The sequence below is a fragment of the Streptomyces sp. NPDC058955 genome, assembly GCF_042741435.1.
Taxonomy (GTDB): Bacteria; Actinomycetota; Actinomycetes; order Streptomycetales; family Streptomycetaceae; genus Streptomyces.
On sequence record NZ_JBHYKM010000196.1, the window covers coordinates 4,343 to 4,590 of the forward strand.

The window sequence follows — 248 nt, forward strand, 5'->3', positions numbered from 1 at the left end:
CCCGGGCGGGCGCCCGCTCCCCCCCACCCCCCCCGCGCGCGTCGGGCGGGGCGGCCCCGCTTCAAGTGCTGGTAGGCCGTGTGGGACTCGAACCCACAACCAATGGATTAAAAGTCCACTGCTCTGCCAATTGAGCTAACGGCCCGTGTGCGAGCACTCCGTGCAGCATAGCCCGACAGGCCCCCGGAACCGATCGGGTATCCGTCGACCGCCGTGGCGGGCCGCCCCGGGCGGGGGGGGCCGGGCGG

General features: G+C 73.8%; 1 tRNA gene. It reads right to left on the reverse strand.

Annotation, left to right across the window (positions count from 1 at the left end):
* Positions 1-69 precede the first annotated feature (69 nt).
* Positions 70-145, reverse strand: a tRNA-Lys gene (locus ACFW1I_RS37220).
* Positions 146-248 lie beyond the last annotated feature (103 nt).